Genomic DNA, 12,023 nt, shown 5'->3' on the forward strand with positions numbered 1-12,023 from the left:
AGGGTGAACCGCTCTAGAGAACCTCCGGCAGTCGTTCTGTCATTGCCCCGTTCAATGGCCCGCGCAGGTTGACAAAGGCCAAGCCTGACGATCCATCTAGGCCAATTGCCGCGCCCGGCTGCACGTTTCGGGCGGCATGCGCGGCCAAGGGGGGAGTCCCATCGAACCATGGCAATCCAGGCGCCGCCCCTGAGAACCCCGCTTGCACGGGATGTGACAGCCAATCGATTGTCCAAGGCCAATCCCTACTGGTTTGTCGCGGCTGTATTCATCCTGGCGGTCAACGTTTGCTTCCTCGTGTTCTACGTTTTCGTGGAATACAGACATCTGTTTCATTCCGATAGCGCCGTTAAGGTATTGATCGCGAGAGAAATCGTGGTCAGCCATGATTTCTTTCCGCCGGACTGGTACTATGGAAACAACGACCTGATGGTTTTATTCGGCCATCTCTTTGCTCTCCCGGCGATGATTTTTCTTCCGGCCGGCTTTACGGTTCATGCGATCTCGGGCGTGGTTACGTCCATTCTCGTGCTGCACAGCATCTGGCTGGCCACCGGTCTGTCGCCGATCGGCAGAACACAGCGCACGCTGATAACCGCGTCGATGGCGGCGGGAATCTCCGGTCTGCTGGCGGAAAATCTCTACGGCCAGGCGTCATACGGGACAATTCTATACATATCTCTTTATTCGATATACTTCCTCATCAAATTGATGAGGGCGCGCTCGACGACGAAAGTCGTTTTGTGGACTGTGCTCCTTGGCGCGCTGATTGCGGCTTCCTTCTGGACCAATCCCCAGCGAGGGATCGTTACCATAGGCATGCCGCTCATCGCCGCGGCGCTGTGGTCTCTATACAGAACCGGAATCCATCAGGGAGGCGTGACAAGAGCATCCTGGTTGGGCGTGGTCATTTCGATCTGCACGGGGATGGGTGGCGGAACCCTATTGTACGGAGCGACCATCGCGCATGTAAACAATGTCTCGCGCGATACTTCCGCTGTTCAATGGTTGCCATACGACAAGATCGTCAGCAACCTCGCCGTCCTGGGCAAGGAGGCGCTGATAATCTTCGGAGGGCTGCCGCCGGGCGGCAGCGGACTGCTGTCGCTAGCTGGCCTCTACGGTGCGCTTCGGCTGATTGTTGCAGTCATGCTTTTGTCGTTGATCGTCCGGTCGGTGGCAACATCGGGGGGAAAGCCGGGCGATGAATTCAGACCGCTGGCCGTCTATGGGTCGGTGGCGCTTCTATCGGTCTGCCTTCTGCAACTGGCTACGACCATTCCGAACCTGACCGATCCGACCAACAGTTCGCGTTACCTGGTGCCGTCGTTTGTCATGATGGCCATTGTGGCGCTGGCCACACCTCTCGACACGCGACAGCGGCCCATCGGATCCATCGCGGTAGCGGTGATCTTTGCCGGATTGCTGACAAGTGCCTATCCGGCCTTTGTCAGATCAGATGTGCAATCGCGCGTGCACTGGGACCAGCAGGTTTCCCGCGCCACCGATTGGCCGAGCTTAGCGGCCTACCTGCAGGACAACGGCCTGCATTATGGTTACGCCACCTATTGGAACGCCGGCCTGCTGAGCGTGCTGTCCGACGAACATGTCCTGGTGCGGCAGGTTACCCTTGACGGCGAATTGCCGATGCCCATGCATTTCCTGTCATCAAACCGTTGGTACCGCCCCGATGCCTGGACAGGAGAGACCTTTCTTCTGCTGACCCAGGACGAGGCGAATGGGGTCGACTGGGGGCGGCTGACGGAACTCGGTTCCCCGGTCACGCGAAAACTTCAGTTCGGCAACCTTGGAATCTTTGTGTTCGGGGAAAACATTGCGGCCAAAGTGCCGGGTTGGGATCCTCAATTCAACCAGGCGGTAACATTTCATGCCAACGCGCACGCGCTTACCCAGGTCGGCTCGCTACAGGAGCGCGGCGACGGGAAAGCGCTTGTCGCGCCACCGCAATCGCAGGGTGCGCTGTACTATGGTCCTTATGTAAATGTCGCCCCTGGGGCATATCGCCTTACCTTCGACCTGGAAGCCAACGGCAAACCGGCCACGGTTGTCCGGATTGACGCGGCCTCGTCGCCGGGAGGGACGGTCCTGGCGGAGAAGGAACTGACGGAAAGCCACGGGCCGCAACAACTGCTCTTCTCGATCGACCGCACATCGACCATGGAATTTCGTGTCTGGGCCCTGGGGAATGGCGAGGTGGCGTTCAAATCGGTCACCATCCAGCGAGCAGAGCCGTAGTGGTGGGCACTAAAGCAATTCCAGGAAAAGTGTGATCGGTTTTCCGTCCGGAATTGCTTTAAATCAAAGAGATAGAGCGGTTCGCCGTTTCCGTGAAACGGTGAAACGCTCTAATGCTGGCGAAGCCTCGGCGCCAGGACCGATCTGCGGCACCTGCTGAGTTTCTACTTCTTCGCCCGCGCGCCGAACCACGCCTCCACCGAGCGATGCTCGTCCAGCCCGAAGCCGAGAATCTTCTTCTGATCCGCGCTCAGCCCCGGGAAATCGGACAAGACCGACGGAAGATGAAGCTGCTGCCGCAGCATCGGGATCGTGAAGACATGGTTCACGCCGCGCCGGTTGCGGTCGGTACGGTTGGTCGATCCGGCATGGTAGAGCATGCAGTCCAGGATGATGAATGTACCCCGCGGCACGGTTACCTGGACCTGACGCCGCCGCACCGTCTCGTCCGAAGGAAAATCCTCGCGATGATGGCTGGCGGGTATGACCCGGGTGGCGCCATTCTCGGCGGTGAAGTCGTCAAGCGCGAACAGGGCATTTATCGCCAGAGGCCTTGAACTGACGAAATGCTGGTAAGGAATGTCGCGATGGAACGCCGCCTGACCGTATTTGCTCTTGTTGGCGCGATTGATCAGCCCGTTGACCTGGTTGACGATGTAGTAGCCGCCGAGCATGCGCGAGAGCAGCCGCGCCAGCCGTTCATTGAAGACCAGGCTGATGAAGGCCGGGGCGTATTTGGGAAGGACGCGGATGGTGTCGCGCTCGCCGATCGCCGAAAGATCGTAGCCGGCGGCCGCGGCCTGGTCGGCGTAGGTCGCTTCGGCGACGTCGAAGTCGCTGGACAGCGCATCCAGTTGCTCGCCCGTCAGGCCGGCGTCGAGCGTCGTATAACCGGTGAGCCGAAGGTCCTCGATCAGAACGTCGATGTCGTCGCGCGCGACCGCGGCCTCCTTCACCCCGTAGCGATCTATCTCATTCACAGGCGCTCCTCGAGGCGGCTGGAGAAAAGATACGGATGGAAGACCTTCGTGCCGCTGCCCGGAAATTTCCTTGCCACAGCCGGCCAGCTGCGCGGATTGACCGCGGCCACTATAGCACTCCCGGGATGCCGGGAAATATACGCGTCGGCGCGCAGCCACGGCCGACCGTCGAGAATGGGCGCCAATGGCTCGTCCGTCAGGAACGCTTCGGCATCCTCGACCAGACGGGGCGCATAGGCCCGCAGCAGATTCTGGAATTCCCCGGCGCCGAAGATCGCATAAGGCTGATCGCCCCGCCATTTCAACGCGCCGTCGTCGATTTCCGACCAACCCATCAGGAAATCCGATCGCGCCGGCGCCAGCGACAGGTAGCGGAGGTCGGCGGGGTCCGGCGTCGCGGTCAGGTTGGGCTTGAGAACGGCCAGCCGAAAACCCTTCTGCTGCCCGGCAAGCGCGACGCTTCCGATGACCTGCAAACCGGCTGCGGCGGCGACCATCCGCAGCGATCGTGTGGAGAGGCTCGAAACGTGGTCGAGGAACAACAGCTCGGTATCGGCGACGTCACCATCCGGGCAGATCACCAGCACATAACCCTCCTCCGAGATGACGCGCCTGGACGCGGAAAGGAAGGCCCGCGGGTCAAGCGCGTGCTCGAGCACATTTACCGAAAGGCAGAGGTCATACCGTCCGGTGATTTCGGCTGGCGCTTGCTCGGCATAACCCTGGCGGATCATGGCCCACGCATCACCCCGCCGCTGCGCCGCGGCGACCAGCCGGGGAGCCGCCTCAAAGCCCAGCGCGTCGCTCAATTGCCAGCGCCGCGCGAGGTTTTCGAGCAGGGCGCCCGTCCCCGCTCCCAACTCGACGACGCTTCGGGGGCGAAGAGCGTGCCCCAGCAGCGCCGCGGCGGCTTCATCCAGGCACTCGGCATAGCCGTCGGCCCGGGCGGCGTCGGCGGCCGGATCGACAAGGCCTAGGTCGTACCCGTCACCATACAGGGTATCCCGTTCCTCAGGCTTCAGCGGGACAGCATGAAAGCCATGCCCGCAAGCTAGACACGAAGCCTTCCGAATCGGGCGGCCGACGATGGAACCGTCGCTCGTCATGGAACGTGACGGATGCGGCAGTGCCAGCTCCGTCACGGCGTTGGTTCCGCAAACAGGACAAACGGATCCAATCAACCGGCCCACCCTCCGCCTCCGCCCATATTCGGCTGAGAGCCGTCACGCGTAAATCCCAAAAGCCAACTGGTCGGTCAGCCAAGCAAACCGCGTCCGAGGATAACGGCGGCGTTCAGGACTCGTGGCAGAGAGTTCGCAAGAATGAAGGCTCGCTGGAATTCCTAAGCTCGATACGCTTTATGACTATCTACATGGTCAGGAGCGTGATTATGGACGCTGTTAAGCTGGCGGAGGCCAAAGCCCGTCTGAGCGAACTCGTCGACCGCGTCGAGGCGGGCGATTCGATCGACATTACGCGACGCGGCAAGCCGGTTGCACGGCTGACTGCCGTGGCTCAGCCCCGGAAGCCGATCGATCTCGCTATGCTGCGATCGCTGACGGCGACCATGCCACCGCAGACCCAGAACGCCCCCGATCTGGTGCGATCGATGCGGGACGGTGATCGCTACTGATGCCATGCCCTATCTCGACACGTCCTTGATCGTCGCGGCACTCTCCAATGAAGCGATGACGCCGCGCGTTCAGACTTGGCTGGCAACGCAGGATCCAGAGCAGCTTCTCATCAGCGATTGGACCATCACCGAGATGTCCTCGGCAATGGCGATCAAGTTGCGGACCGGACAGATCGACATAGAGCAGCGCGCATCGATGCTCGCTATGTTCAACAAGCTGGTCGCCGAGAGCTTCACCGTGGTCACAGTGACTGGCGCGCAGTTCCGGACGGCAGCGAGGTTTGCCGATCAGCGTACGCTTGGGCTTCGCGCCGGGGATGCGCTTCACCTCGCAATTGCTTCAGAGCATGGCGTTACGCTGCATACGCTCGACCAGCAACTTGCCGCGTCCGGTCCGTCGCTCGGCGTACCGACGCAGTTGCTGGCATGAAACAGGCTGCGGACAGGGCGTTGCCGGGGTTTTGATACCGTCAGGCCGCTCGATAGAGCGTTTCACCGTTTCACGGAAACGGTGAAACGCTCTATCTCCTTGTTTTTACGCAATTCCGGACGGAAAACCGCTCACACTTTTCCTGGAATTGCTCTAAAAAATGGCACTTCTTCCGTGATTGGCCTCACCTTCGCGAGACATCGCCTCAAACGACCAAGTCCGACGGGCCGTTGATGGAGCGGAAGGCGCCGCGGCTGCCCGCCAATCCCTCCGACTTGCGAACCTTGGCAAGCGGGTCATGCTTTGCCAGATGCGCGACATCGAGCCTGGCGAGCTGGCCGATCTGGTCAATTTCCACCTGGTAGGTCTTGTATGGCCCGTAGACGAACTCTCCGGTCAGTCCCTTGATCATGTCGCCCTGGCACAGAAGATATCCCGTTACGGACGGTTTTCCGGTCTCGTCGTTGATGATCGCAACGATCTTCCAGAACGATTCCGGCAGCTTTACAAGCCCCCTGTAGTCGGCGTCGCGGTCGCCGAAAACAGGCCCGGTGAAGACGCTGATCTTAAGCCCGCGCGTGCGCGCGTTCGAGAGCACATAGTCTTCCAGACCGACCCAGTCACGCTGGTTCAAATCCTCGTGCTGGGGAGCGGCGTTGGTGTAATGAAAGGTGTCGAGATTGGCTTCCGAGGCCAGATCGAGAGGCCCCCATACCGGGTCTTCACGGCGCACCATATGCCCGCGATCCAGCGGGTTCCTGGCATAGGCGGCATTATCGACCTGCAGGTCATCGCCGACCCTGCCGTCGATATACCATTTATCGACACGACCCATGCGCTTGGCCTGGCCGCCATCGATGTTGACGGCGGTCATCAGCGGCAGCTTTCGGCTCTTGCACATCCATACGGAAAAATGGCGGTATTTCAGCTCCTTCGTCGGCTGACCCGAGTCCGCGTCGGTGAGCCCGATGAGGTCGTCCTGCCATTGCGCTCCCGGCTTTGGCGGTTCGATCGGCTTGGACTTGCCGAGGAAACCCGTGTTGTAGCCATCGCGGTCGCGGAAATGTTCCGGCTTGTGGCGGCCGTCCCCTGCAGCTTCCGTACCGGCCTTTGAAGGCACGACGCTGACGCTGGTCAGCCCTTTCAGCGCGGCGTTGATCTCGGAGGCCGGAACGGCGTAGTTGGCGATCTTGTAGTCGCCCGCAAAATGCAGCCCGACGGCCTTGCCGCTGTCGCGGTCGATGACCACCGATCCCGAATTGCCGCCCAGCGTCGTCGCGTCATGCGTGAACTCGGGCGAAGCGTCGGAGACACCGGTCACGTCGCCGAAAGCAAAACGTTTCACATCGAAGATATCGCCAAAATACTCCGCCACATCCTCGGGATCGCTGCGGCTGTCATAGGCCGGATAGCCGATCACGCCGATCGGCGCGCCGACCTTCAATTGCGCGGTGGAGAGATCGATCTCATCCAGCTTGCGCAATTCCTCGCCCTCGACTTCCAGCAATGCGATGTCGGATGCGCCGCTGCCCGCCATGAAGACGACCTTGACGACCGGAGCCTGGCGCGCGCCCACGCCCTGTTGCTCCTCGAGGAAATCCACGTTCACCTGGTAGTCGCGGAAGTTCGGCAGTGTCATGAAATTATAGGCACCCCTGCCGTCGGCCCGTGCAAACTCCTCGGCGACATGACGGTTCGTCACCATGATCGCCTTGGTCTCCGACAGCTTTCTGACGATCCAGCCAGTTCCGACGAAGGGCCTGCCCGGGACGTTGCCGAGTTCGACGCGCGCGGTGCGCGCGATCGCCGGATCGATCTTGTCGCGCTTGAGGCCATCGACGATCAGCTTGACCTGCGGGACCATGTTTGCGGGGCGGACGAAGGTCCCTTTCTGCACCAGCAGCGGCGGGCGGATGATCTTGAGCACGATCGCTTCCAGCTGAGCGCGGCCCAGCGTCGGCGGCGACTCTGCGAACGCCATCGATTCGAGCATTGGCCCCCGCGCCCCACGCAGCGACGCCTCCGCCTTGATCGATTCCAGCTTCTCCTGGCCGATCGCCTCCGGCGTCAGGGCGTCGACGCCGAGCTTCTCGCGAACCTCGTCGAGCAGCTTGGGATTGAGCCGCTCGATCGAACGAAGCGAGGCACTTTCGAACGTGGCGTTGCGCGTCGGGCTCATGATTTTGTCTTTCCCTTGCCGGTTGCCTTGGAGCTACTTTGAGCGGGCGCCTTCTTGCCGCGCGCCTTAGGCGAAGACGACGCCGCCATAGCTCGCTTGATGGCGACAATCCACAGGCCTTCGTTAGCGTCGTAGACTTCGCGCTTGCCATTCAGCCTGGGTATCAGACGCCCACCGGCGTGATGCACGCCGATGACGCCCCATGCCGCATCGAAAACCGGACTGCCGGAGCTGCCATACTCGGTCGGGGCGCGATAATGGACGCGGCAGGGCGACTGACTGGCAGCGCTGCTGACGATCGCAAGCTCGTAGTCGAGCAGCACGTTGTCCTCGAAGGAAAAGCTGACCTCCCGGCCACTGGGGTGACCTATGATGTAGACCCGGGGTGTTTCGGGTTGAAGCGACGGCAAGCTGCTGGCGATGCGTAACGGCTGGACATCGCCCGGCAATTGCTCGTCGAGCCGCAACACACTGACATCGTGCTGATCGGGCGGCGATTGCCACACAATCTCGGACACGGCGTAGCGTCTCGTCTTGTCCTGACGGCCGAGTATTTCGAAGGTGACGGTTGCCTCGCGCGGGGTCGCCGCTTTCTCGAGAGGAGGATCGCTGACCACATGGGCGTTGGTGATGACCAGCAGCTCCTTGCCCAGATGCGGCGCCAGATCGCTGCCGCGTACCACGAAGCCGGTGCCGTGCGGCTCTCCGTTCTTATGGATCATGGCGACGGATTGCGCCATCTTGAACCCTTCTTGCAGCCAGCTGTAGGAGCGCGCGCCGACATTGCCAAGCACGTTCTGGTGCTGTGCCCTGGACACCGCCGCCAGATCACCCAGCGCCTCGGCCGGAACCGAGAATCCGCCGCCAGGCAGGTCGCCCAGCATGCCGATCAGCGGCGCCAGGATCAGGCGCCCCCATCCGTGTTCGCCCGCACGCCAGAGCTGGTTGAGCTGGCGCACGGAGCCTGCGAGCGCGAAGACATCAGGATTTCGTTGCGCGTAATAGCTGTACCATTTGAGGGCTTCATCGTGCCTGCCCAGGCCAACCAACGCTTCGCCGGCGGTCGCATAGTCCCACAACTCCGGTTTCGGCTTCGCCTCGATCAGGGCGAAGATTTCGCCGGCAGCGGCCTTGGCGCCTTTGAGCTCATCATCCGACAGAAACAAACCACCGTCCCACGCTGCGATCGCAACATGGTTCACGCCCTGATAGGTAAGATTGGGGTCTTTGACCCACGCATCACGATAGTGGCCGAACGAGGCGCGCGTGGCTTCCCGCGCCACATCATCTCGCTTTCCGCGTGCGCGAACCGCGCGATCCTTCCAGGCGCGGCCCAACGCGCCCTTGGCCTCGCCCCACTCATAATCGGAAATCGCCGGGTCGGCGATCAACGCTTCAAGAATACGGATGGCGGGGATGGTTTCGCCGCGCTCGATCAAAGCCTGCGCGAAGTGCCGGGTCACTTGGTGGTCACGGCAGCCGTCATCGAGGAAGGCCTGCGCCATGCGCCGCATGAACACGAAGCGACGATGCTTGCGCAGGCCATTGAGGGCGCGGCGCGCCTCTTCCGCGTCAATGGTGCCCTTCTCTATCGGCAGCTGGGCGATCAAGGCTTCACAGGCCTTGCGAAGAGCCTCGATGCTGGTGCCGCCAGCGGCCTGCACGACCGCGTCGACAAGCTCCTTGATCATTGCGGCGATTGCCTCCTCTTCATCAAGAGTTCACGTCTTGCCTGCTCGAGCATGTTGATGCGCGGCGGGTAGCACCTGGAAGAAGGAAAAATCTGTTGACCCGTGTTACCGGCCACCCAAGCCCCCGGCAGCAATTTTCAACCCCTGGCCTCGCCAGCGTTGAATTTGAGCTCCGCCCCCAACTTAGACAGTCAAGAATGAAAGCACGGCACCACGCACCGACGCCTACCCAATCAGCCGCCGGTCCAGTATGCTATCATTCTTTGTTTTCCTGTATTAGAAGCTTAGCGGAATTTATGCTTTCTGGCTATGGTGGAGTAAAGTATTTCTTCCGCCTCGCTGGCAAACCGAACGGCCGTCGATATTGGCCGGCGGCCATGGCCGTGCCCTCGCGTGCGCAGCCACAGCTTGGTCAAGGACCGGCGCAATGGGCCCAGCTATGCAGAGTGACGCCAGCGATCCGGCCTGCTGTCGCGGCTGTCATTGGTGGTATCCATCGTTATCCCCGGCCGAGCCTACTGCACACCGATCATTCAAGCTCCGCACGGTACTTATCGGAAGTCGTCCAGCCGTAAGTGGCGACGCCGCCATTCTCCCCGATTTTCCGGCGAGTTAGGAACCCTAGATAGCGAAGCGTTTCCAGACGATAGTAGATTTCCGACTGGCCGAAATTGAATGCCGTCTGTAACTCCCCCTGTGAAATGTCCCGATCAGAATGAGACGCGATATAGTCTAGAATCTTTCCTTGCCTTTCGCCCACGCGAGCGCGCTTGGCGCTGAAACTCGCCTTCGTTTCCCGATCAATTTCGTCAAGAAAAGACTTCTTGGTAACGTAAGCCGCGAGCTCCTCCAACTTGGCCAAAGCGGCAAGCTTGTTTCTCTCCAGCCAACCGGTTGTTTTGGCCAATTGGTCGAGAAACTGATAGAGGCTGGAAGCACTGTTGAGTAGACCTGCCGCCGCCCCCCGCATGGGACCCGGAACATCCTCGGGCCTCAATCCGGCGAGAAGCGGAATTGTCCGCTTCGCCTGTAACCATGCCGCGCCCAATTCAAACGCTACCCACTCCGAAGCAAGACTGTGGGGCGTAAGAATAGCGACGACACTTTCGGCGGATGCCAGTTCGCTACGCAAGATGTCAGGGGGCATCGATCCAAAATCGAGTTTGTAACCCGGTACCGACGTGCAACGCACCGAGCCGTCGGGAACACTCATTGCGAGTTCGAGCGCGGTTACCAGTTTTTCGGCAATATCCTCATCGCGGTGGGCGTGACTGATGAAGATTTTGATTTTACCCGCCATCGCGTTCGGCATCGCTTCCCCCTATGTCCCCCTCATTTCTTCAGTCAGAAGGGTATATGTCAGAATTTGTCAGCACGGCCTAAACAGATAGCCTCTCCCTGGCTCTTCACACAACCTGGATAATGATAGCGTATCCAAGCGGGGGCTGCGGACGGCGCGCCTGGGGAGACGAAATTGCGGAGCGTCTTCGCGCGCCAAATAGAGTTGCCCCGCGTCGAAGCAAGATCGTAGGATGATCCTGCCCCGCCACTGATCGACAATTCACGGTGGAGCCCCTTCGTGTTTCCGGCGCACAATTATGATGTTGCCCGGACGAGCCTCGGCAAGCGGCTGAGATTTATGAAAGGCGACAAAGGGCCGAGCTGCAATTTTATGTCAATTTACAAATTTTACGTGCGGAATAATTTCTCGCAACGCGTTAAAGCTTGTAGAGCATGTTGTAAAACTTTGAGGTCGCGCGCCGGCGCAGCGCATGGGATCACCGGACGGCGCGCGGACTTGCGGTCTGAAAATCCATCGCGAGGTTTCGAATGCCGATGACGCACAAGACGATGCAGGATTTCGCCCGCTCCTGTGGCGTCTCGCGGCCGACACTGTCGAAATATTTCGACGATCCGACCAGCGTCAAGCCGGCGACGCGAAAGCGGATCGAGGATGCGCTGCGCTCGTCCGACTACCAGCCCAATCTCTTCGCCCGCAATCTCAACCGCAAGCGCACCCGCAGCATCGGCATCGTCGTGCCGACGGTTGCCGATCCGTTCTATTCCGAAATGGTCAGCCGGATCGAGCTTCGGCTGCGCGACGAAGGCTATTGGCCGATCGTCATCTCCTCGCACGCCTCGACCGAGCTCGAGGCCGAGGCGGCACGAACCATCCTGTCGCTGAAAGTGTCCGGCGCGCTGATCGCGCCGCTCGGCCTACGCTCGGACCACCGTGCGCTGGAGAAGCTGACCCAGGCCATTCCAATCGTCTATTTCGACACTTATCTCGAAGGCGGCACGCCGTTCGTCGGCAACAACAACAGCCAGAGCGTCTCGACCATCGTCGACTATCTTTGCAGGTCCGGCGAACCTCCGGTCTATTTCGACATTCCGCATGTCAACCACAACTCGCCGGAACGGTTGGACAGCTATGTGACGTCGATGAAGCGGCTCGGACAGGAGCCGATCGTCATCGGCGATATCAAGGCTTACACCTGGGATTTCGAGCGGATCGGCTACGAGCAGATGGAGAAGATGCTGAGCCAGGGCGGGCTGCCGGGCAAGACGATCCTGTGCAACAACGACCGCCTCGCCTTCGGCGTGATGGCTGCAGCTTTCTCGAGAGGGCTGAAAGTCGGCCGCAAGGCCGACTGCGACCTGCGCGTCGCGGCCCATGACGACCACCCGCTCAGCCGCTACACCTGCCCCGCGCTCACCACGATGGCGCAGGATTTCGCGGCGATGGCCGGGCGCAGCGTCGAGACCCTGCTCGCGCTGCTCGACGAGGACGGCACTGCCGTCGCGCCGAAGGTCAGGCTCGACGCGACGCTGGTGATGCGCCAGTCGGCCTGAT

General features: G+C 60.9%; 9 protein-coding genes. 4 read left to right on the forward strand and 5 right to left on the reverse strand.

Going from position 1 to position 12,023, the window contains the following annotated elements; translation table 11 throughout:
- Window positions 1-168: 168 nt before the first annotated feature.
- The gene (locus KVT37_RS26740) at window positions 169-2,256 is read left to right on the forward strand and encodes a hypothetical protein (RefSeq protein ID WP_217578011.1); all 2,088 of its coding nucleotides are present in this window, start codon (window positions 169-171) and stop codon (window positions 2,254-2,256) included.
- A gap of 164 nt (window positions 2,257-2,420) precedes the next feature.
- Here the strand turns inward: KVT37_RS26740 and KVT37_RS26745 are convergent, their stop codons facing one another.
- Window positions 2,421-3,236: a phytanoyl-CoA dioxygenase family protein gene (locus tag KVT37_RS26745; RefSeq protein WP_308642772.1), complete on the reverse strand. Its 816-nt coding sequence runs from the start codon at window positions 3,234-3,236 to the stop codon at window positions 2,421-2,423.
- Window positions 3,233-4,378, reverse strand: coding sequence for a class I SAM-dependent methyltransferase (locus KVT37_RS33540; RefSeq protein WP_308642773.1), 1,146 nt, complete (start codon window positions 4,376-4,378; stop codon window positions 3,233-3,235). The genes KVT37_RS26745 and KVT37_RS33540 overlap by 4 nt, the downstream gene beginning before the upstream one ends.
- Window positions 4,379-4,626: 248 nt before the next feature.
- Between KVT37_RS33540 and KVT37_RS26750 the strand changes: the two genes are divergently transcribed.
- Together KVT37_RS26750 and KVT37_RS26755 are read left to right on the forward strand one after the other, a co-directional pair.
- Window positions 4,627-4,869 (forward strand): type II toxin-antitoxin system Phd/YefM family antitoxin, encoded by a 243-nt coding sequence (locus tag KVT37_RS26750; RefSeq protein WP_217578013.1) that lies wholly within the window; start codon window positions 4,627-4,629, stop codon window positions 4,867-4,869.
- A gap of 4 nt (window positions 4,870-4,873) precedes the next feature.
- The gene (locus KVT37_RS26755; protein ID WP_217578014.1) at window positions 4,874-5,299 is read left to right on the forward strand and encodes a type II toxin-antitoxin system VapC family toxin; all 426 of its coding nucleotides are present in this window, start codon (window positions 4,874-4,876) and stop codon (window positions 5,297-5,299) included.
- Between the two features lie 205 nt (window positions 5,300-5,504).
- Here the strand turns inward: KVT37_RS26755 and KVT37_RS26760 are convergent, their stop codons facing one another.
- The 3 genes from KVT37_RS26760 to KVT37_RS26770 all read right to left on the reverse strand — a co-directional run bounded on the left by KVT37_RS26760 (window position 5,505) and on the right by KVT37_RS26770 (window position 10,481).
- Window positions 5,505-7,478, reverse strand: a complete 1,974-nt coding sequence (locus KVT37_RS26760) for a DNA/RNA non-specific endonuclease (protein ID WP_217578015.1) — start codon at window positions 7,476-7,478, stop codon at window positions 5,505-5,507.
- Window positions 7,475-9,169 carry a serine protease gene (locus tag KVT37_RS26765; RefSeq protein ID WP_217578016.1) on the reverse strand — a complete coding sequence of 565 codons (1,695 nt, stop codon included), beginning with the start codon at window positions 9,167-9,169 and terminating at the stop codon, window positions 7,475-7,477. Before KVT37_RS26765 ends, KVT37_RS26760 begins: the two co-directional genes overlap by 4 nt.
- A gap of 529 nt (window positions 9,170-9,698) precedes the next feature.
- Window positions 9,699-10,481, reverse strand: a complete 783-nt coding sequence (locus KVT37_RS26770; protein WP_217578017.1) for a TIR domain-containing protein — start codon at window positions 10,479-10,481, stop codon at window positions 9,699-9,701.
- A gap of 518 nt (window positions 10,482-10,999) precedes the next feature.
- Between KVT37_RS26770 and KVT37_RS26775 the strand changes: the two genes are divergently transcribed.
- Window positions 11,000-12,022 carry a LacI family DNA-binding transcriptional regulator gene (locus KVT37_RS26775; RefSeq protein ID WP_217578018.1) on the forward strand — a complete coding sequence of 341 codons (1,023 nt, stop codon included), beginning with the start codon at window positions 11,000-11,002 and terminating at the stop codon, window positions 12,020-12,022.
- Window position 12,023 lies beyond the last annotated feature (1 nt).

This window comes from Mesorhizobium sp. GbtcB19, from assembly GCF_019091085.1.
GTDB lineage: Bacteria > Pseudomonadota > Alphaproteobacteria > Rhizobiales > Rhizobiaceae > Mesorhizobium.

What these genes read in the sequence shown, in the direction of transcription:
- KVT37_RS26740 (WP_217578011.1), top strand. Translation starts at nt 169, where the DNA reads ATGGCAATCCAGGCGCCGCCCCTGAGAACCCCGCTTGCACGGGATGTG.
- KVT37_RS26750 (WP_217578013.1), top strand. Translation starts at nt 4,627, where the DNA reads ATGGACGCTGTTAAGCTGGCGGAGGCCAAAGCCCGTCTGAGCGAACTC.
- KVT37_RS26755 (WP_217578014.1), top strand. Translation starts at nt 4,874, where the DNA reads ATGCCCTATCTCGACACGTCCTTGATCGTCGCGGCACTCTCCAATGAA.
- KVT37_RS26760 (WP_217578015.1), bottom strand. Translation starts at nt 7,478, where the DNA reads ATGAGCCCGACGCGCAACGCCACGTTCGAAAGTGCCTCGCTTCGTTCG.
- KVT37_RS26765 (WP_217578016.1), bottom strand. Translation starts at nt 9,169, where the DNA reads ATGATCAAGGAGCTTGTCGACGCGGTCGTGCAGGCCGCTGGCGGCACC.
- KVT37_RS26770 (WP_217578017.1), bottom strand. Translation starts at nt 10,481, where the DNA reads ATGCCGAACGCGATGGCGGGTAAAATCAAAATCTTCATCAGTCACGCC.
- KVT37_RS26775 (WP_217578018.1), top strand. Translation starts at nt 11,000, where the DNA reads ATGCCGATGACGCACAAGACGATGCAGGATTTCGCCCGCTCCTGTGGC.